Source organism: Domibacillus sp. DTU_2020_1001157_1_SI_ALB_TIR_016 (assembly GCF_032341995.1).
GTDB lineage: Bacteria > Bacillota > Bacilli > Bacillales > Domibacillaceae > Domibacillus > Domibacillus indicus_A.
The window spans coordinates 2,906,924-2,924,565 of the sequence record NZ_CP135439.1 but is presented as its reverse complement, the minus strand read 5'-3'; the positions used below and the strand labels follow the sequence as shown (position 1 = coordinate 2,924,565).

At 44.5% G+C, this 17,642-nt stretch carries 20 protein-coding genes and 2 riboswitches; of the genes, 15 read left to right on the top strand and 5 right to left on the bottom strand.

The window, feature by feature from the left end; translation table 11 throughout:
• Positions 1–11: 11 nt before the first annotated feature.
• The 3 genes from RRU94_RS23040 to RRU94_RS23030 all read right to left on the bottom strand — a co-directional run bounded on the left by RRU94_RS23040 (position 12) and on the right by RRU94_RS23030 (position 1,686).
• The gene (locus tag RRU94_RS23040) at positions 12–308 is read right to left on the bottom strand and encodes a hypothetical protein (protein WP_315693182.1); all 297 of its coding nucleotides are present in this window, start codon (positions 306–308) and stop codon (positions 12–14) included.
• Positions 309–335: 27 nt separating this feature from the next.
• On the bottom strand, positions 336–848 hold the full coding sequence (locus RRU94_RS23035) for a hypothetical protein (RefSeq protein ID WP_315693181.1): 513 nt from the start codon (positions 846–848) through the stop codon (positions 336–338).
• 73 nt (positions 849–921) lie between these two features.
• Entirely contained in the window at positions 922–1,686 is a 765-nt protein-coding gene (locus RRU94_RS23030; RefSeq protein ID WP_315693179.1) for a hypothetical protein, read from the bottom strand.
• 246 nt (positions 1,687–1,932) lie between these two features.
• Between RRU94_RS23030 and RRU94_RS23025 the strand changes: the two genes are divergently transcribed.
• The 4 genes from RRU94_RS23025 (at position 1,933) to RRU94_RS23010 (ending at position 4,189) form a co-directional block, all read left to right on the top strand.
• Positions 1,933–2,571, top strand: coding sequence for a hypothetical protein (locus RRU94_RS23025; RefSeq protein ID WP_315693178.1), 639 nt, complete (start codon positions 1,933–1,935; stop codon positions 2,569–2,571).
• A gap of 153 nt (positions 2,572–2,724) precedes the next feature.
• Positions 2,725–3,144 carry a hypothetical protein gene (locus tag RRU94_RS23020; protein WP_315693177.1) on the top strand — a complete coding sequence of 140 codons (420 nt, stop codon included), beginning with the start codon at positions 2,725–2,727 and terminating at the stop codon, positions 3,142–3,144.
• 83 nt (positions 3,145–3,227) lie between these two features.
• Positions 3,228–3,593 carry a hypothetical protein gene (locus tag RRU94_RS23015; RefSeq protein ID WP_315693176.1) on the top strand — a complete coding sequence of 122 codons (366 nt, stop codon included), beginning with the start codon at positions 3,228–3,230 and terminating at the stop codon, positions 3,591–3,593.
• 17 nt (positions 3,594–3,610) lie between these two features.
• Positions 3,611–4,189: an SCO family protein gene (locus tag RRU94_RS23010; RefSeq protein ID WP_315693175.1), complete on the top strand. Its 579-nt coding sequence runs from the start codon at positions 3,611–3,613 to the stop codon at positions 4,187–4,189.
• Between the two features lie 44 nt (positions 4,190–4,233).
• On the opposite strand, the gene RRU94_RS23005 is transcribed toward RRU94_RS23010, so the two are convergent.
• Positions 4,234–4,680 carry an OsmC family protein gene (locus RRU94_RS23005; RefSeq protein WP_315693173.1) on the bottom strand — a complete coding sequence of 149 codons (447 nt, stop codon included), beginning with the start codon at positions 4,678–4,680 and terminating at the stop codon, positions 4,234–4,236.
• Positions 4,681–4,775: 95 nt separating this feature from the next.
• A complete protein-coding gene (locus tag RRU94_RS23000) occupies positions 4,776–5,711 on the bottom strand; it encodes an NAD(P)/FAD-dependent oxidoreductase (RefSeq protein WP_315693172.1) in 936 nt (311 codons plus the stop codon).
• Between the two features lie 127 nt (positions 5,712–5,838).
• On the opposite strand from RRU94_RS23000, the gene RRU94_RS22995 reads away from it, so the two are divergent.
• From RRU94_RS22995 to purB, 11 genes are all read left to right on the top strand, one after another.
• On the top strand, positions 5,839–5,994 hold the full coding sequence (locus RRU94_RS22995; RefSeq protein ID WP_315693171.1) for a DUF1540 domain-containing protein: 156 nt from the start codon (positions 5,839–5,841) through the stop codon (positions 5,992–5,994).
• A gap of 195 nt (positions 5,995–6,189) precedes the next feature.
• The gene (nadE, locus tag RRU94_RS22990; protein WP_251272669.1) at positions 6,190–7,017 is read left to right on the top strand and encodes an ammonia-dependent NAD(+) synthetase; all 828 of its coding nucleotides are present in this window, start codon (positions 6,190–6,192) and stop codon (positions 7,015–7,017) included.
• Positions 7,018–7,244: 227 nt separating this feature from the next.
• On the top strand, positions 7,245–8,798 hold the full coding sequence (gene guaA, locus RRU94_RS22985; RefSeq protein ID WP_315693170.1) for a glutamine-hydrolyzing GMP synthase: 1,554 nt from the start codon (positions 7,245–7,247) through the stop codon (positions 8,796–8,798).
• A gap of 83 nt (positions 8,799–8,881) precedes the next feature.
• Positions 8,882–8,982, top strand: a riboswitch (purine riboswitch).
• 93 nt (positions 8,983–9,075) lie between these two features.
• Positions 9,076–10,410 (top strand): NCS2 family permease, encoded by a 1,335-nt coding sequence (locus tag RRU94_RS22980; protein WP_315693169.1) that lies wholly within the window; start codon positions 9,076–9,078, stop codon positions 10,408–10,410.
• 91 nt (positions 10,411–10,501) lie between these two features.
• The gene (glcT, locus tag RRU94_RS22975; RefSeq protein ID WP_315693168.1) at positions 10,502–11,344 is read left to right on the top strand and encodes a glucose PTS transporter transcription antiterminator GlcT; all 843 of its coding nucleotides are present in this window, start codon (positions 10,502–10,504) and stop codon (positions 11,342–11,344) included.
• Positions 11,345–11,525: 181 nt separating this feature from the next.
• Positions 11,526–13,592: a glucose-specific PTS transporter subunit IIBC gene (ptsG, locus tag RRU94_RS22970; RefSeq protein WP_315693167.1), complete on the top strand. Its 2,067-nt coding sequence runs from the start codon at positions 11,526–11,528 to the stop codon at positions 13,590–13,592.
• Between the two features lie 89 nt (positions 13,593–13,681).
• On the top strand, positions 13,682–14,224 hold the full coding sequence (locus tag RRU94_RS22965; protein ID WP_315693166.1) for a DUF2179 domain-containing protein: 543 nt from the start codon (positions 13,682–13,684) through the stop codon (positions 14,222–14,224).
• Positions 14,221–14,415 (top strand): NETI motif-containing protein, encoded by a 195-nt coding sequence (locus tag RRU94_RS22960; RefSeq protein WP_315693165.1) that lies wholly within the window; start codon positions 14,221–14,223, stop codon positions 14,413–14,415. Before RRU94_RS22965 ends, RRU94_RS22960 begins: the two co-directional genes overlap by 4 nt.
• Positions 14,416–14,491: 76 nt before the next feature.
• Positions 14,492–14,592, top strand: a riboswitch (purine riboswitch).
• A 94-nt stretch (positions 14,593–14,686) separates the two neighbouring features.
• Complete coding sequence (gene purE, locus RRU94_RS22955; RefSeq protein WP_315693164.1) at positions 14,687–15,175, top strand: 5-(carboxyamino)imidazole ribonucleotide mutase; 489 nt, start codon at positions 14,687–14,689, stop codon at positions 15,173–15,175.
• Positions 15,168–16,295, top strand: coding sequence for a 5-(carboxyamino)imidazole ribonucleotide synthase (gene purK / locus RRU94_RS22950; protein ID WP_315693163.1), 1,128 nt, complete (start codon positions 15,168–15,170; stop codon positions 16,293–16,295). Before purE ends, purK begins: the two co-directional genes overlap by 8 nt.
• 28 nt (positions 16,296–16,323) lie before the next feature.
• The gene (gene purB, locus RRU94_RS22945; protein ID WP_315693162.1) at positions 16,324–17,616 is read left to right on the top strand and encodes an adenylosuccinate lyase; all 1,293 of its coding nucleotides are present in this window, start codon (positions 16,324–16,326) and stop codon (positions 17,614–17,616) included.
• The last annotated feature ends 26 nt before the right edge of the window (positions 17,617–17,642 follow it).

Sequence of the window (17,642 nt, the reverse complement as noted above, 5' to 3'; positions counted from 1 at the left end):
TTTCCTCCTCGTTACAGCATGTCATTTAACTCTGGGATGCGCGGATCGCCGGGAAACTCGATATAAAACACTTCGATATTGTGAATGTGAATGAGCCAGTTTCGGTTTTCCAGCTGGGCAAAATGGGTGGTTTCGACTGCAAGCTCCACCTGGTCTCCTATTAAGGAAACAATTTCACCGATAAACATAAAGGGATAAGAAGGAGTCATTATAAAAGCCCTCTGTCCAATAGAGGCTCTAAAATAATCCACAAGCGCCATATCATGCATAACGTTATCGGAATTTGAAGCAGAACGTCTTGACGTCATTTTCTTACACTTCCTTTCTTCCTGGCTTTAAATAAGCGGGAACCGCTCGCTACAATCAAAACAAGGCGTCAGCTGGGCAATCCTTTCAAAAGGAATGGACAGCGGCGTTGGGAACTGGAAAAATGGCGCATTTAAAATTTTAATGGTGACCGGATCAATCGTCAGGTGGCCTCGCTCCACTTCAACAATAGGGCCGCAAAAAATAGGCCTGAATGTCTGGCCTAGCAAATTTAATTGAGACGCTTCAGTAATAATCAACACACTTTGGCCTAACAAACCGGTCAATTCTTCAAAAAATTCGTCTTCATCATCTTCGTCTTCATCACCATCTTCGTCTTTATCCTCTTCGTCCTCGTCTTCATTATCCGGCTTGTCTTTTTCCTCGTTTTCTTGATCTTCTGCATGTTCCTTTTGTTCGGTGTTTTCCTTTGCTATCTCCAGCTCTTCCTCGGTGTTTTCGTTCTTCAACGCTGCCGTTTCAATTTCCTCGGCAATCAGGTTTTCGTCTTGTTTTTCTTTTTCGTCTTTTTTGTTGCGCATGCTATCTCTCCTTTACTAAAAGAATTCAAGAGCGAGACGTGTGATGGGTGAGGCAGGAAAAACGGGAACACATTCACCTGAAAACTCTTTTGTACAGCCTTGTTACAATTAATGGAAGCAGACTTATGTAACGTATGCTTTGAACGGAGACAATATGCGCAGCATCCATTTCATGTTTTTCTTTCCAAAAAGACAGTCGGAGGGTTTCGCTGTCCGTATCCTCTATTTTTCCGAATGAAACTTTTTGTTCAGTTTCGACCTTTACCCATAAGGACTTCCAGGAATTTAAATTGGTTAAAAGTGTTTCTTCGTAAAATTGCTGGACTAATACATCCCTCGAAGCAACTGTCTCACCGAAGCGGTAAAGCAGCCGCTCCTTTAATTGATTATCGTAAATCAAATTTTGATGAGAGGTGGAATACAGAGGGACTCCCGTCGGAATATTAGCGGACTCAATCGTGCGAAACGGCATCCAAATCCGCTCCTTTGCATTGGTCAGCATCACAAAATCACGGCCAACCGTGTTTACTTTTCCTGTTTTTTCAAAGATTTGATTACCTTTTTTCAGACGCACAATCACTTGCTGGTTCCGCCGCATCTTTAAAAATTTTTTCAGCATTAAAAACTTTCTTCTTTCGGGAACGGCATTTGCAATTTGAAGAAGATTGGCTTGTTCCTTGTATTCGTTAAATAGCCTTATTTCTTCTGTGGGAGCTGCTCCGGCGGGAGAACTGAATCCTTCTTTTTCCTCAAGGGATTCATGTTTTTCTGTTATTTCAAGTTTTCTTTTTTCGAGCAGGGTGGAAAGGTATTGATCAAATCTCATGCGTGTTTTCATTGATCTCCTCCTTCTGCAAAACTACAGCAAATTTATATGTGCGAATGCAGGACAAATATTCTTACAAAAAATTAGGTGAAACAGAAATCAGCTTTGAAGTCCGTTCGGTCTTTTGAAAGAGAAAAATTATTTACACGTAAAAGTGTAAAAATTGGTTGCACGCATTATACGTGATTATAAGAGTGTTCATACGATATAGAGCCAAGAGAAAAGCTGGCATTCAAAAAGAAGGGAGGAAAGCAATAGATGGATAGCTGGAAATGTGATTACTGTAAAAAAGAAAACGATTATGATGAAGAACGCTGCGAGCACTGCGGTGCTTATTATGACGAAGAGGAGGATGAATATATGGAATGCAAAAAGAAAATGCATAAAAAGGTGTATACGTCAGGACCTATTTCGAATTCAACAGCTGGAGGTGCTCAAGCTGCTCAGGAGCTATGGGTATCTGCCACAGGTTTTGATAATTGTCTTGTGAAAGTAGAAGTTTTAAACTGGGGTGATCCGGCTGTTTCCGCTGGACTTACAACGACACCTCCTGGTATGGCCGTTCCAATGAAAGCAATGGTTGTGCCGGTTATGCCAGCGGAAAAAGTGAAAGTAACTAGCTGCCAGACGCAGCACTTTTTCGCAGACTTATTAACAGGCGGCCCTTTAGCGACACCTGTTCTTTCCTTTGAAATCCGTGTCACGGTTATGTGCGAGGACCTTGATGCAAAGGTGCTGTTCAACGCGGTTGCCTACAGCGCAGAAGCAGCGGAACCAGTAGTAGATGAACTGGATGTGCTGGGGCTTGAAGAGGAAGAAGAAGAGCCGGCAGCAGGCACAGCCGTAACAACGGTTGTCTTTTCATTTAAAGACTTTGTTATGATCGAAGCAGAATAATATTTTCGAAAGTATTTCATAAGGCCTCCAGCTGAGATGGAGGTCTTATTAGTATGGAACAGAGATATTCACTGGCATGTTTGCATAGCTATAAGCGTAACATGTCGGACAGCTGTTTCTAACGCATTCAGCCTGCGAAGGTGAGGTGTAAAGGTGAACACACTTACTTTATTCTCTTTTTTATGTGTGGACTTATTCGTGTACACCGCCCTATTTATGTACATATTCCGCCGAAAAAAACGAATTGGTATTCAGCTTGGAATGAATATTAGTCAAGCAGCGGGCGGTTTTTCGGCCCTGCTTGCCGGGCTTATGCTTGTTATTGCTTTTCCTTTTCATTTTACACTCGTTACGATCACTGCTGCGGCCCTAGGGATTCTTTTAGGAGCTCTGTTTGGATTGCTTTTTGATTACCAGGCCTTTTTAGCGGGAGTGATAAATGGATTTATTACCGGCTTAATGGCCCCTATGCTCGGATCTGTCATAGATATGCCCGGACAGTTGATTTGGTTTATTCACGCCGTCTTTTTTGCCTGTCTTCTTTTAGTGATGATCTCAATTCAAAGGTCGTGACAAACTTGGCTTTTATTCTTCTATTAAGCAGCTGGAACGGAATAGAACTGTATCGGATATATCACCTATTAAAGAGGAAGCGGATGCTTTTTGACGACCATTTTACAATGGTTCTTTGTATGACGATTACGATGCTCGCTTCTTTTTTCTTCAGCATGTGCCTTATTTTGCTTTTTCCTGGTTTTTACGCAGCTTCCCTGCTGATCGGCCTATGGATTGGCTGGAGGTTCGGCACTCTGTTAAAACATCCAGCTCCATTAAATGGGGTGTTTAATGGGTTAATGGGAGGGGCAATGGGCACCATGCTGGGCGCTGTTTTACAAAATCCGGCTTTATGCAGAATACCGGTCGAATCAGCCGCCGCCATTGATCTGTACACCATTCCATTTGCAGCTGCCTGCTTTCATGCCTGCATCCTGTTATCTATTCGCTATTCACTTCGCATGTAGAAAGGAGGGTAGATGCGATGAAGAAAGCTGCACTCGCCGCTGCTGTTGTTATAGGGTGTTTTTTCTTTTATTATGTATGGACTTCCTTGTCAGCACTGCCCAAGCTCGGTGAAGTGGATGATTTTTCAATGCAGGAGGTAAGCGGAAATGACTTTTCGGTAAGCGGCAAGCCGATGCTTGTGTCGTTTTTTTATACAAAATGCCCGGACGTCTGCCCTTTTACGATACAGGATTTAAAAAAGCTTCAGCGGGCATTGGCGGAAAAAGGAATAGAAGAAGAGCAGTATAGTATCTTATCTGTTACGCTTGATCCGGCGTTTGATACCGTCCCAGTCATTTTGCAATATAAGGAAGCCTTTGATATTCAATCATCAAACTGGCTGTTTCTGCGCGGCACTGAACAGCAAACGAGAGAATACGCTGAGCAATTTAACATGATATATGAAAAAAGCGGGGAGGGTGTCATTACGCATTCAACTTCCATGTACATGGTAGACGCGGATGGCCGGATAAGAGCCGTTCATGATATGGCATCGGGCAGCAAAAGAGTAGATATTGAAAAAGCAGCCGCGCATCTTATACAGTTAATCGAATAAAAAAGTCAGCCCAAATGATTCAATTGGGCTGACTTGGATATCATTTACGCTTTTACCCATTCGGTTTCTAATTCAATGCCGGCTGCCTTCATCATCGTCAGCACCGGGCACCGGGCGTCGGTTTTTTCTTTTAATTCCGCAAGGCGTTCTTCCGATTCGCTTGTGGAAACCTTTGCTTTAAAGGAAACTTTTTCGAAAAACACTTGAACTCCTGGCTCTCCCCGCATACCGAGCGGATCAAGTACGCCTTTTACATCCATCTCCATGGATTGAAGGTCAAAATTCATTTCCTGTGCCACCATATACGCGATAATATTTTCGCATCCAGCTAAAGAAGCGAGAAGATAAGAAAGGGGATCGGAGCCTTTGTCGCCTCCGCCGACTGCCGGCGGCTCATCCAATATGATCGTATGCTGCTTTGATTGAATTGTCGTTTTTAATTTTTCCGTCGTACCGGTTACATGAAAAGTCATTTTATCTTTTAAATCCATGTATCGATCCTCCTGTTGTATGGCATGCCTGTATAGCTTGCCGCAGTTCGGAAAATTTAAACGCAAAATCCGCTGGTGATGCTTATCGAATGAGCTTAATGAGAAGTTGTTTTTAAGCCGTCGGCCCAGTTTTCTGCCGCAAAGTCCCCATTTATTTTCACAGCTGCCTCATAGCCCTGGCTTGCTGCACCGACCAGGCTCGTAAAGGTGTTTTTAGCATCGCCAATAATAAACAAATCCTTGATCTCTGTTTGTCCGTGCTGGCCGGTCACATATTCATGTTGATCATTGAGCCGAATGCCAAGCCGGGCGGGAAGAGAGGAGCCTTGTTGTTCTCCGGTAGAAGCCATAAAGCCACCGGTGCGGCGGATGCTGTCCCCATTTTGCAAAACCACATTTTCCAATTGTCCATCCGTCGACTGCAGGTTAGCGATAGGTGTTTCAATCAGCTGAATATTGTAATGCATGAGCTGTTTCTTTTCTTCTGCTGTTATTCCAGCCGGCCCGTTCGAAAAAACGATTAAGTCTTTACTCCAGTTGAAAATGAGTTTAACGAACGGTAGAAGAGCTTTTCCGTCTGCAAAAAGAGCAATCGGATCGTGCTGCCGTTCCCAGCCGTCACAGTATGGGCAATGAAAAACCGTTTTTCCATATACTTTATCAAGCCCCGGAATATCGGGCAGGTGGTCCTTCATACCGGTTGCGAAAATCATTTTTCTGCCGGAAGCCATTTTTCCATTTTTGGTTTTTACTATAAAGAGGCCATTTTTTCGTTCAACATCTTCCACGACATCCTTTATAAAAGTAACATTTGGATACGTTTTTAGTTGTTCTCTGGCAATTTCGCGAATTTCATCCGGGCTGGCTCCGTCCCTTGTTAAAAAACCGTGCGATCTTAGTGTGGCACTGTTTCTTGGCCTGTCTTCATCAATCACAAGCACTTTTTTCAAAGACCTGCCCAAAACGAGTGCCGCATTTAAACCGCCCGGTCCGCCGCCTGCAATGACAACGTCTACTTGTTCATTGTCCATGATTTTGGCCTCCGTTTAATGTCGTATTATCGTTTCGCCTGTTCCCTGAACAACGCGGGGCCAAACGTTAAAATGAAGTATGATACCATCCGCTTTGGTCATACTAAGGACCAGGAGGTGTAAGCAAATGGCGAAAGATGTTCTTTGTGAAGTAAACAACTGCAAATACTGGGGTTCTGGAAACAAATGTAGAGCAGAGGCCATTTACGTAGTGAGTCATAAAGGCAAGCAGGCCTCCAACCAGGAAGAAACTGATTGTAAAACATTCGTACCAGAAGTGTAAAAATGGAGGGGCAGCCATCTGGCTGTCCTCTTTTTTAGTATTGATAATTGCTTTCTTTTCATACATAGATGTACATTATTTTTTTAAATGCCGATTTGGAGGAGAGGCATAAACTTTTGCTTTTGTTGGTTGATTCACATGCGGAAGTGGTATGATACTAGAAAGAACTAGAAATGAAAGGGGACTTCTTGTATCATGCGTGAATTACAAAAAGAAATCATTGAAGAGCTGCAAGTACAGCCGCAAATCGATCCACAAAAAGAGATTCGCCGAAGCATTGATTTTCTTAAAGACTATCTCCGCCAGTATCCTTTCCTGAAAGGATACGTGCTCGGAATTTCTGGGGGGCAAGATTCCACGCTTGCCGGGCGCCTTGCGCAGCTCGCAGTGGAAGAGCTTCGTGAAGAAACTGGCAAGGATTATACCTTTTATGCCGTCCGCCTTCCATATGGAGTTCAAAAAGACGAGCCGGATGCACAGGCTGCTATGGACTTTATTGGAGCGGATGAGCGCCTGACGGTTAATATTAAAGGAGCGGTGGACGCCAGCGAAGCGGCCGTTGAAGCCGCCGGCATTGAGATTTCTGATTTCATAAAAGGAAATGATAAAGCGCGTGAGCGAATGAAAGTGCAGTATGCGATCGCTGCAGCAAAAGGAGCGGTAGTGATCGGAACGGACCATTCGGCGGAAGCTGTTACCGGCTTTTATACAAAGTTTGGTGACGGGGCAGCCGACGTTGTTCCGTTGTTCCGTTTAAATAAGCGCCAGGGCCGTTCTATGCTGAAGGAGCTCGGTGCACCGGAGCATTTGTATATGAAAGTACCGACTGCTGACCTTGAAGACAATAAACCGCTGATCCCAGATGAAGTGGCGCTCGGTGTAACGTATGAACAAATTGATGACTACCTTGAAGGAAAAGAAATTCCAGCTGAGGCAGCTGAAAAAATCGAGGCGCATTTTACAAAAACACGCCATAAACGCCATCTTCCGATTACGGTATTTGATGATTTCTGGAAAAACTAAAACTTTCCGGCTGACGCCGGAAAGTTTTTTTATGTGAACAAAAAATGATGTAAACGGTATCCGCCGCAGAGCGGGGCGTGTTTTTACTTTTTGAATTTTCAATAAACAGAACAATACCTTGACCGGCTCCATTGAACCATATAAAATGAGGTCAAAATGTGTGAACACGAACAAAAAATAGATAAATGTTTCCGATAATACGGAATTGAAGGGAAGAGAGTAAAATTATGACAGGGAAATCAGAATTGCAGCACCAGGAAATGATTCTTGTACTTGACTTTGGAAGCCAGTACAACCAGTTGATCACACGTCGTATTCGTGAATTTGGTGTATACAGCGAGCTTCATCCGCACACTATTACAGTTGAAGAAATCAAAGAGATCAATCCGACAGGGATTATTTTCTCAGGCGGCCCAAACAGTGTATACGCAGATGACGCCTTTCACTGCGATGAGCGCATTTTTGACTTGAATGTGCCGATTTTCGGTATTTGCTACGGTATGCAGCTGATGACAAAACACTTTGGCGGTACAGTTTCAAAAGCGTCGCACCGTGAATACGGAAAAGCCGCTATTACCGTTCAAAATGAGTCTGCTCTATTTACAGATCTTCCGAACGAACAGGTTGTCTGGATGAGCCATAGCGACCTTGTAACAGAAGCACCAGCTGGTTTTACAGTTGATGCAGTAAGTCCATCATGCCCAATTGCTGCAATGAGCAATAAAGCTGAAAACCTATACGCAGTTCAATTCCATCCGGAAGTAAAGCATTCCGTATACGGAAACGATCTTTTAAAGAACTTTGTATTTGGTGTATGTGGCTGCACAGGCGACTGGTCTATGGAAAACTACGTTGAAATCGAAGTGGAAAAAATCCGCCAAATCGTGGGCGATAAAAAAGTGCTTTGCGCGATGTCCGGCGGTGTAGATTCATCTGTTGTAGCGGTTTTGATCCATAAAGCAATCGGCGATCAGTTAACATGTATTTTTGTTGACCACGGCCTTCTTCGTAAAGGGGAAGCTGAGCAGGTTATGGATACATTTGCTAATGGCTTTAACATTAATATTATTAAAGTTGATGCGAAAGAGCGCTTTATGAACAAGCTGGCAGGCGTATCAGATCCAGAACAAAAACGGAAAATTATCGGTAACGAGTTTATTTACGTTTTTGATGATGAAGCATCAAAACTTCAAGGTATTGAATTCCTGGCGCAGGGAACACTTTACACAGATATTATCGAAAGTGGTACAGCTACGGCGCAGACAATTAAATCGCACCACAACGTAGGCGGACTGCCGGAAGATATGCAGTTTAAGCTGATTGAGCCGCTTAGCACGCTGTTTAAAGATGAAGTGCGCGCGCTTGGAACAGAGCTTGGTATTCCAGAACACATCGTTTGGCGCCAGCCGTTCCCAGGTCCTGGACTGGGTATCCGTGTGCTTGGAGCGATTTCAGAAGAAAAATTGGAAATTGTTCGTGAATCTGATGCGATTTTGCGCGAAGAAATCGCCAATCATGGTCTTGAGCGTGAAATTTGGCAGTACTTCACTGTACTTCCAGACATCCGCAGCGTAGGGGTTATGGGAGATGCGCGCACATATGATTACACGGTAGGTATCCGTGCCGTAACATCCATTGACGGTATGACATCGGATTGGGCGCGTATTCCATGGGATGTGCTTGAAGTGATTTCTACACGTATTGTCAACGAGGTCGCACACGTAAACCGCGTTGTGTATGACATTACGAGCAAGCCGCCTGCAACAATCGAGTGGGAATAAACGAACAAAAAACATAAAAAAATATTTTTCGTTCGTGTTTTGTATTGACGAACGAATGGTATATCAGTAAAATGAAAGAGTACATTATTACTTTTACATGCATCGTATATCGTCGAGAATAAGGCTTGACAGTTTCTACCGGACTGCCGTAAATGGTCCGACTACGAATGAATGGAAAGAGAATGTCTCTTTCTATATTCCTTTGTTAGTCGTACCCGGAGCATCCACTGCTCCGGGTATTTTTCGTTCGTATATAAGATCGAAGGGAGAAAAAAGAATGAGAAAGTTTTTCCAATTGGATGAACTTGGCACTACGTACCGCCGTGAAATTATTGGCGGATTGACAACATTTTTGTCTATGGCGTATATTTTGGTCGTTAATCCGATGACGCTGTCGCTGCAATCCATACCGGATTTACCGGATGCGATGCGCATGGACCACGGATCCGTTTTTGCAGCTACGGCTATTGCGGCTGCAGTTGGATCACTGATTATGGGGCTTTTAGCGAAGTATCCGATTGGTCTTGCGCCAGGGATGGGACTTAACGCATTTTTTGCTTATACCGTTATGCTGACATATGAAATTCCATGGCAGACAGCACTGACAGGTGTTTTGTTTTCCGGACTTATTTTCATTGCCCTTACACTGACCGGGCTCAGGGAAACCATCATTAATGCCATTCCAATTGAATTGAAATATGCTGTTGGGGCAGGGATTGGCTTATTTATTACATTTGTTGGTTTTCAAAATGCCGGGATTATTGTGAATGATGATGCTGTTTTAGTTGGCCTAGGAGATATCCATTCTGCGCCGACTTTGTTAACGATTTTTGGTTTAATCATTACCATTATTATGATGACCAAGGGCATTAACGGAAGCATCTTTTATGGGATGCTCATTACAGCAGTAGTTGGCATGATTTTCGGCCTGGTAGAACTGCCGGCCAAGATTGTTTCTGCCGCTCCAAGCATTGCACCGACATTTGGTGTGGCGCTTGAAAATATTTTCCAAAAACCAGATGAAATTTTCACGCTTCAAATGCTTATTATTGTTTTAACGTTTTTATTTGTAGACTTCTTTGACACGGCCGGCACTCTTGTAGCCGTTGCAAACCAGGCAGGATTAATGAAAGACAATAAACTGCCTCGTGCAGGCAGAGCGTTAATGGCAGATGCCTCTGCCACAACAGTGGGTTCACTGCTCGGTACGTCTACGACAACAGCATATATTGAATCTTCTGCCGGTGTAGCGGTAGGCGCACGAAGCGGACTTGCAGCAGTGGTAACAGGAATTCTTTTCTTGCTTTCGTTGTTTTTCTTCCCGCTTTTGTCCGTCATTACAACTCATGTAACAGCTCCGGCTATTATTATTGTTGGGGTGCTGATGGTATCCGTACTTGGTAAAATTGATTGGACAAAATTTGAAATTGCCGTTCCTGCTTTCTTCACAATTATTGCAATGCCGCTTTCTTACAGTATTGCAACCGGAATTGCAATGGGCTTTGTGTTCTATCCGATCACGATGCTCATGAAAGGGCGCGGAAAAGAAATCCATCCAATTATGTATTTCTTATTTGTGGTATTTGTGCTTTATTTTGTATTTTTAAAATAGTCCCAAAACACCTCTCTGCCAAACAGAGAGGTGTTTTTTTACGTCGCCCTCATGCTATACTGTAAAAAAAGAAGAACAACGAGGATGTGCTATGGAAAAATTTTTTGTGAAAAAAGCACTAAACAATAATGTGCTCATTGCAGCCACCACTGATGAGACAGAGGTTGTGCTGATCGGCAGAGGGATCGGTTTTGGCAGGCAGCAGGGAGACAGCATTGTGCGTAGCTCGGTGGAAAAGCTGTTTGTATTAAAGGACCGGAGCGAGCAGGAGCAGTATAAAAAGCTGCTGCCTCACTTGGATGATGAAACGTTGAAAGTCATTATCGCGGCAGTGGAACTTATTCGTGAGCGGGTAGGGGAAACGCTGAACGAGCACATTCACGTCGGCCTGACAGATCACCTGTTGTTTGCGGTAAATCGCATGATGCGCGGCATGGGCATTAGCAACCCGTTTTTGCTGGAAACGAAAGCGCTCTATCCGTTTGAGTATGAAATAGCAGAAGAGGTTACAAAGCTGATTAACAGCAAGCTGACGATTAAACTGCCAGAAGGGGAAACCGGCTTTATTGCCCTTCATATTCATAGTGCGGTTGCCAATAAAGATGTGAAGGATTTAAGCCGCCATTCTGAGCTGATGGCGACATTAGTTGGAATGATCGAATCTCAGCTTGAAGTGGAGCTCGACAAAGAAAGCATTGATTATATGCGCCTTGTACGCCATATACGATATACGATTGAACGGGTAGTCCGCGGGGAAAAAGTCGAGGAACCGGAAAAAATCGCAAACCTATTGAAAGCGGAATATCCTGTGTGTTATAATTTGTCGTGGAAGCTGATCAAGGTGATGCAGCAGACATTAAAACATCCCGTGTATGATGCGGAAGCGGTTTATTTAACGATGCATCTGCAGCGGATACAGACAAAAATGAAATAATTACATTGTTCTTTACGTGTTACTGATACGATCAGGCATGAGTAAAGGAGATACAGGGAAATAGGGGTTTATTAGGACTTCTATTTTCTGATGTCTTCTTTTCTCATGCCTTTTTTCGTGCTTGTCTGTCTGATTCATCTTTGAAATGCACATACTATTCAATATAGAGGAGGAAACACACATGTTTAAAAAGCTTTTCGGTGTGCTTCAGAAAATCGGTAAAGCACTTATGCTGCCTGTTGCGATTTTGCCGGCTGCCGGACTTTTGCTTGCGTTTGGTAATGCGCTGCAAAACCCAGCTTTAACTGATTTAGCACCGTTTTTAACAGCTGACTGGATTGTTACAGTCGCGTCTGTTATGGAAAACTCAGGTGACATTGTTTTCGGAAACTTGCCGATACTCTTTGCAGTCGGTGTAGCAATTGGTCTTGCAGGCGGTGACGGTGTTGCCGGTCTTGCGGCGATCGTCGGATATTTAATTATGAACGCCACAATGGGGACAGCACTAGGCTTGGAGAAAATCGCTGTTCTAGAAGGCGGCAACCCTGCTTATGCGCTTATTCTTGGAATTCCATCCCTGCAAACCGGTGTATTCGGAGGGATTATCGTGGGAGCGATTGCCGCTTTCATGTACAACAAATTCTTTAACATTGAATTACCATCATACTTAGGATTCTTTGCAGGCAAACGGTTCGTTCCGATTGCAACAGCGGCTTCAGCAGTAATTCTCGGTCTTCTTATGATTGTGATCTGGCCGCCAATTCAAAGTGGCTTAAATGCCTTTTCACACGTACTGTTAGAAGGTAATCTTGCCCTATCTGCTTTTATTTTCGGTGTAATTGAACGAAGCTTAATTCCATTTGGCCTTCATCACATTTTCTATTCACCGTTCTGGTATGAATTTGGCCAGTACACAACTGCGGCGGGTGAAATCGTTCGTGGTGACCAGCCAATGTTTATGGCGCAGATTCGTGACGGTGTTGAAAACTTAACAGCTGGTACATTTATGACTGGTAAATATCCATTCATGATGTTCGGTCTTCCGGCAGCAGCGCTTGCAATTTATCATGAAGCGCGTCCGGAGCGTAAAAAAGTAGTAGCCGGCCTTATGGGTTCTGCTGCATTAACATCTTTCTTAACAGGGATTACAGAGCCGCTTGAGTTCTCATTCTTGTTCGTAGCACCTGTTTTGTTCGGAGTTCACGCGATTTTTGCGGGTCTGTCATTTATGACAATGAACTTGCTGGATGTAAAAATTGGTATGACATTCTCAGGCGGTTTGATTGACTATACACTATTCGGTCTTTTAAACCCGCAAACAAATGCATGGATTGTTATTCCAGTAGGTCTTGTATTTGCGGTTATTTACTACTTCGGTTTCCGTTTTGCGATCCGCAAGTTTAACCTGGCAACACCAGGACGTGAGACAGAAGACGAAGATAATGAAGAGGGACCAGCTGTTGTAGCAGGCGACCTTCCATATGAGATTCTGGATGCAATGGGCGGAAATGAAAACATTGTGAACCTTGACGCTTGTATCACACGTCTTCGTGTATCTGTAAATGATATTGGCAACGTTGATAAAAAACGTTTGAAACAGCTTGGAGCAGCAGGTGTCCTTGAAGTGGGCAACAACATTCAGGCTATCTTTGGACCGAAATCAGACGGTCTTCGCCACCAAATGGCGGACATTATGAAAGGCAACAAGCCTCGTCCAACAGCAACCGTAAAACCGGACCAGGAAGTGCAAAAAGAAGTGGAAAACGCGGCGCCAGCTGCAATCCGCAATGATATAGAAGATAAGTTTGTAGCACCTATTTCAGGTGAACTTCTGCCAATTACAGAAGTACCGGACCCTGTTTTCGCTGGAAAAATGATGGGTGACGGCTTTGCGATCAAGCCAAACGATGGTACAGTCGTATCTCCGGTAAACGGTAAAATCATTAACGTCTTCCCGACAAAGCATGCGATTGGTATTACTGCGGACAGTGGGCGCGAAATCTTGATTCACTTCGGTATCGATACAGTAAAGCTGAACGGGGAAGGTTTTGAAGCCCTTGTATCAGAAGGTGATGAAGTCAAAGCAGGCCAGCCGCTTCTTAAAGTGGACCTGGACTACATTGCGAAAAATGCCACATCGACGATCACGCCGATTATTTTCACAAACCTTGCAGAAGGTCAATCCGTAACGGTTGAAAAGCCGGGAACAGTGAAAAATGGCGACGAGAACATCATCACTATTAAATAAGAAGCAATCTGCCTCAGCCAATCATTTGGCTGAGGCTTTTTTAATGAGCGGCAATATGGTAAACTGCCGGGAAAGAGGAGTGAATCACGATGATGGATAATGCGTTACTAATGGTTGTCATTATTTTGCTGATCAATATTGTATACGTTTCATTTTTTACGATCCGCATGATTTTGACTCTAAAGGGCTATCGCTACACAGCCGCTTTTGTCAGTACGATTGAGGTTGTTATTTATGTTGTAGGTCTTGGGCTGGTGCTCGATAACTTAAACGAAATTCAAAACTTGATTGCTTATGCGGTTGGCTACGGTGTCGGAGTGATCGTTGGCATGAAGATCGAGGAAAAGCTGGCGCTTGGATATATTACGGTGAATGTGATCACAAAGGAATATGATAAAGACCTGCCGAAGCAATTGCGCCAGGAAGGCTACGGAGTGACCAGCTGGGCAGCGAACGGGCTTGAAGGCGAACGGATGGCAATGCAGATTTTGACGCCGCGTAAATATGAGCTGAAGCTGTATGAGAAAATTAAAGACCTTGACCCAAAAGCATTTATTATTGCTTTTGAACCGAAAACTATCCATGGCGGCTTCTGGGTAAAACAAGTGAGAAGGGGAAAATTGATGCAATGAGCAAAAAAAAGAATTTTTACGTGCAGGAAAACGAAACGATTGATGAGTGCCTCGAACGAATGAAGCGTGAAGGCTATATGCCGGTGCGGCGGATGGAAAAGCCCCTTTTTGAAGAACGGAAGGAAAACGGGGAAACAATTCATGTGCCGATTGGTCGTGAAATCGTCTTTGAAGGAAAAATAATGACTTAAATACGAACATTAAAATATAAGTGATAAATATCGTTCGATTTTTTGTTGACAACCCCTTCGATCGGTTGTTAATATGTAGAGGACAAATAAAGCACCTCATATAATAGCGGGAATATGGCCCGCGAGTTTCTACCGGCCGCCGTAAACGAGCCGACTATGGGGAAAGCATTCGTACTCTCGATCGACTACGGGCGAATCGCTTTCTCCTTTTTACCGGAGAAGCGGTCTGCCCGTTTTTTTATGTAAAAAAATCTCACAATGGAGGATCAAGATGACGATTGAAGTTGGCGTTATTATGGGAAGCACATCAGATTGGGAAACAATGAAGCATGCATGTGACGTACTCGATGAACTTGACATTCCCTATGAAAAGAAAGTAGTGTCCGCACACCGCACCCCTGATTTGATGTTTGAATATGCCGAAGCGGCACGGGAGCGAGGAATTAAAGTAATCATTGCGGGAGCAGGAGGGGCTGCTCATCTGCCAGGCATGACGGCAGCAAAAACGACTTTGCCGGTTATCGGCGTCCCTGTTCAGTCAAAAGCGTTAAATGGACTTGATTCTCTTCTTTCTATCGTTCAAATGCCGGGCGGCGTGCCTGTTGCTACAACAGCGATTGGCAAAGCCGGTGCAACCAATGCCGGTTTGCTGGCGGCGCAAATTTTGTCGATCGCAGACACAGGTGTAGCGGCGCGGTTGGACAAGCGCCGGAAGGAAACAGAAAAAACGGTCCTCGAAAGCAGTGATCAGCTTGGCTAGAAAAATCATTGAACCGGGAAAAACGATTGGCATCATCGGCGGCGGACAATTAGGACGTATGATGGCACTGGCCGCTAAAGAAGCGGGCTTTCGTATCGCAGTTCTTGAACCGGCAGAAGGAGCCCCATGCACGCAGACAGCGGATATCGTCATCCAAGCGCCTTACAATGACCAGGACGCACTTCAGCGCCTGGCACAGGTAAGTGACGTGATCACCTACGAATTTGAAAATATCGATTATGAAGGCTTAAAAGAGCTGATGAACACGGCCCATATTCCGCAGGGAGCAGAGCTGATCCGTATTACGCAAAACCGCGTTTACGAAAAAGAAGCGATCTCGAATGCAGGGGTGCCGGTCGCCCCTTATCGGGTGATTCGGACCGAGTCTGATCTGCTGGAAGGAATCGAGGCGCTCGGCTTGCCGGCTGTACTGAAAACGGCAACTGGCGGATATGACGGCAAAGGGCAGTTTGTGTTAAGAGAAGTGAACCAGGCATCAGAAGCAGCCAAGCTGCTTACGCACGGTGACTGTGTACTTGAACAATGGATTCCATTCCAAAAAGAAATATCCGTCATTGTGACACGAAATCCAGAAGGGGAAACGACATTTTTCCCAGTGGCAGAAAACATTCACGTAGATAACATTCTGCACGAATCAATTGTACCGGCCCGTATTTCGAAAGAAACCGAGCGAGCTGCACATGAGGCAGCAGAGAGCATTGCATCGGCGCTGTCCCTTGTCGGCACCCTGGCTGTTGAGATGTTTGTAACAGAAGAAGGCGGCATTTACATTAATGAATTGGCACCGCGGCCGCACAACTCCGGGCATTATACGATCGAAGCGTGCGGAATCTCCCAGTTTGGCCAGCACATCCGCGCTGTTTGCAACTGGCCGCTTAAAAGCACAGCGCTTTTAAAGCCAGCTGTCATGGTTAATGTGCTCGGTGAACATGTAGAGGGTATTGTGAGCGCCATTGTAGACAAGCCTGAATGGTCCATTCACTTATACGGAAAAGACGAAGCAAAAGAAAAACGGAAAATGGGGCATGTAACCATTTTGACGGACAATATTGATGAAACCTTAACCGAAATCCAGGAAAGCCGGATTTGGACAAAATAAACGACGATTAATCGGAGGATGACAACTAATGATCGAACGCTATACACGACCTGAAATGGGCAGCATCTGGACAGAAGAAAACAAATTCAAAGCATGGCTTGAAGTAGAAATCTTAGCTTGCGAGGCATGGTCTGAGCTTGGTGAAATCCCGAAAGAAGATGTTCAAAAACTTCGTGAAAATGCAAGCTTTGACATCGACCGCATTAGCGAAATTGAACTAGAAACACGCCATGACGTAGTGGCATTTACCCGCGCTGTATCCGAAACACTTGGAGAAGAACGCAAATGGGTGCATTACGGATTAACGTCAACAGATGTAGTCGACACAGCCCTTTCTTATCTATTAAAGCAGGCGAACGACATTTTGCGTAAAGACATTGAGAACTTTATCGACATCCTTCGCGACAAAGCGATTGAACATAAACATACGGTAATGATGGGCCGTACACACGGTGTTCATGCAGAACCGACAACTTTTGGCTTGAAGATGGCCCTTTGGTATGAAGAAATGAAACGTAACCTTGAGCGCTTTAACGACGCAGCTGACGGCGTTCAGTACGGAAAAATCTCTGGTGCAGTCGGCACATACGCAAACATCGATCCGTTCGTTGAGCAATATGTTTGCGAAAAGCTGGGTACGAAACCAGCACCGGTTTCAACACAGACTCTTCAGCGTGACCGCCATGCACATTATATGGCTACTCTTGCACTCGTTGCTGCATCTATCGAAAAATTCGCAACGGAAATTCGCGGCCTGCAAAAGTCGGAAACACGCGAAGTAGAAGAAGCATTTGCAAAAGGACAAAAAGGCTCATCAGCGATGCCGCATAAACGTAATCCAATCGGATCTGAAAACATGGTTGGCCTTGCGCGTGTGATTCGCGGCCACATGGTTACAGCCTACGAGAATGTATCGCTTTGGCATGAGCGCGATATCTCCCACTCATCTGCAGAGCGCGTGATTCTGCCGGATGCAACGATTGCCTTGAATTACATGCTGAACCGTTTCGGCAACATTGTGAAGAACTTGACGGTATTCCCGGAAAACATGAAGCGCAATATGGACCGTACGCTTGGTCTTATTTACTCACAGCGTATTCTTCTTGCTCTGATCGACAAAGGCATGGCGCGTGAAGCAGCTTATGACACTGTACAGCCGCGGGCGATGGAAGCATGGGACAAGCAAGTTCAGTTCCGTTCACTTGTAGAAGCGGATGAAACGATCACATCGAAATTAACACCGGAAGAAATTGCTGACTGCTTTGACTATAACTACCACATCAAACATGTCGACACGATTTTTGACCGCATTGGTCTTTAATTAAACCGGAACCTGGGAGGATCACA

What these genes read in the sequence shown, in the direction of transcription:
- RRU94_RS23040 (WP_315693182.1), bottom strand. Translation starts at nt 308, where the DNA reads ATGACGTCAAGACGTTCTGCTTCAAATTCCGATAACGTTATGCATGAT.
- RRU94_RS23035 (WP_315693181.1), bottom strand. Translation starts at nt 848, where the DNA reads ATGCGCAACAAAAAAGACGAAAAAGAAAAACAAGACGAAAACCTGATT.
- RRU94_RS23030 (WP_315693179.1), bottom strand. Translation starts at nt 1,686, where the DNA reads ATGAAAACACGCATGAGATTTGATCAATACCTTTCCACCCTGCTCGAA.
- RRU94_RS23025 (WP_315693178.1), top strand. Translation starts at nt 1,933, where the DNA reads ATGGATAGCTGGAAATGTGATTACTGTAAAAAAGAAAACGATTATGAT.
- RRU94_RS23015 (WP_315693176.1), top strand. Translation starts at nt 3,228, where the DNA reads ATGCTTTTTGACGACCATTTTACAATGGTTCTTTGTATGACGATTACG.
- RRU94_RS23010 (WP_315693175.1), top strand. Translation starts at nt 3,611, where the DNA reads ATGAAGAAAGCTGCACTCGCCGCTGCTGTTGTTATAGGGTGTTTTTTC.
- RRU94_RS23005 (WP_315693173.1), bottom strand. Translation starts at nt 4,680, where the DNA reads ATGGATTTAAAAGATAAAATGACTTTTCATGTAACCGGTACGACGGAA.
- RRU94_RS23000 (WP_315693172.1), bottom strand. Translation starts at nt 5,711, where the DNA reads ATGGACAATGAACAAGTAGACGTTGTCATTGCAGGCGGCGGACCGGGC.
- RRU94_RS22995 (WP_315693171.1), top strand. Translation starts at nt 5,839, where the DNA reads ATGGCGAAAGATGTTCTTTGTGAAGTAAACAACTGCAAATACTGGGGT.
- nadE (WP_251272669.1), top strand. Translation starts at nt 6,190, where the DNA reads ATGCGTGAATTACAAAAAGAAATCATTGAAGAGCTGCAAGTACAGCCG.
- guaA (WP_315693170.1), top strand. Translation starts at nt 7,245, where the DNA reads ATGACAGGGAAATCAGAATTGCAGCACCAGGAAATGATTCTTGTACTT.
- RRU94_RS22980 (WP_315693169.1), top strand. Translation starts at nt 9,076, where the DNA reads ATGAGAAAGTTTTTCCAATTGGATGAACTTGGCACTACGTACCGCCGT.
- glcT (WP_315693168.1), top strand. Translation starts at nt 10,502, where the DNA reads ATGGAAAAATTTTTTGTGAAAAAAGCACTAAACAATAATGTGCTCATT.
- ptsG (WP_315693167.1), top strand. Translation starts at nt 11,526, where the DNA reads ATGTTTAAAAAGCTTTTCGGTGTGCTTCAGAAAATCGGTAAAGCACTT.
- RRU94_RS22965 (WP_315693166.1), top strand. Translation starts at nt 13,682, where the DNA reads ATGATGGATAATGCGTTACTAATGGTTGTCATTATTTTGCTGATCAAT.
- RRU94_RS22960 (WP_315693165.1), top strand. Translation starts at nt 14,221, where the DNA reads ATGAGCAAAAAAAAGAATTTTTACGTGCAGGAAAACGAAACGATTGAT.
- purE (WP_315693164.1), top strand. Translation starts at nt 14,687, where the DNA reads ATGACGATTGAAGTTGGCGTTATTATGGGAAGCACATCAGATTGGGAA.
- purB (WP_315693162.1), top strand. Translation starts at nt 16,324, where the DNA reads ATGATCGAACGCTATACACGACCTGAAATGGGCAGCATCTGGACAGAA.